The following is a 529-nucleotide window of genomic DNA, read 5'->3' on the forward strand; positions in this document are numbered from 1 at the left end:
TGGGCGCGCTACTTGCGGCATCGACTGGCGTAGTGGGAGCATCGGTGGTGGCCATGGGGTTGATCTCGCTGCCTGTGATGCTCAAATACAACTATGACAAAGGCCTCGCGTGCGGAACCATTTGTGCTTCAGGTACGTTGGGGCAAATTATTCCTCCTTCTATCGTACTCATTTTGCTCGGCGATGTGCTTGGCGTGCCAGTGGGAGATTTGTTCCAAGCGGCCGTGTGGCCGGGTATCGCGCTAGTGGGTGCATACGTTGTTTACATCCTTATTTACGCCAAGCTTAACCCTGAAGCAGCGCAGCCGATTGAACGTGATGAGTCACTCAGCCGCAGGGAAGAAGTGATCAAGGCGCTGAAAGCTGTATTACCACCATTGGCGTTGATCATTGTTGTGTTGGGCTCCATCTTTGCCGGTGTTGCAACGCCAACGGAATCGGCAGCACTGGGCGGGGCTGGGGCGATTGTTCTCGCCGTACTGTACAAGCAATTTAGTTGGTCAATGGTCTACGATGCGTCGAAAGAGAC

Annotated in this window: 1 protein-coding gene; it reads left to right on the forward strand. The window is 54.1% G+C overall.

Annotated features, from left to right (window positions below; genetic code table 11):
* Positions 1 to 529 (forward strand): TRAP transporter large permease subunit (locus R7O13_RS30530; protein WP_318305678.1); only part of this gene is annotated, 529 nt, incomplete at both ends.

This window comes from Vibrio sp. Y176, assembly GCF_033438945.1.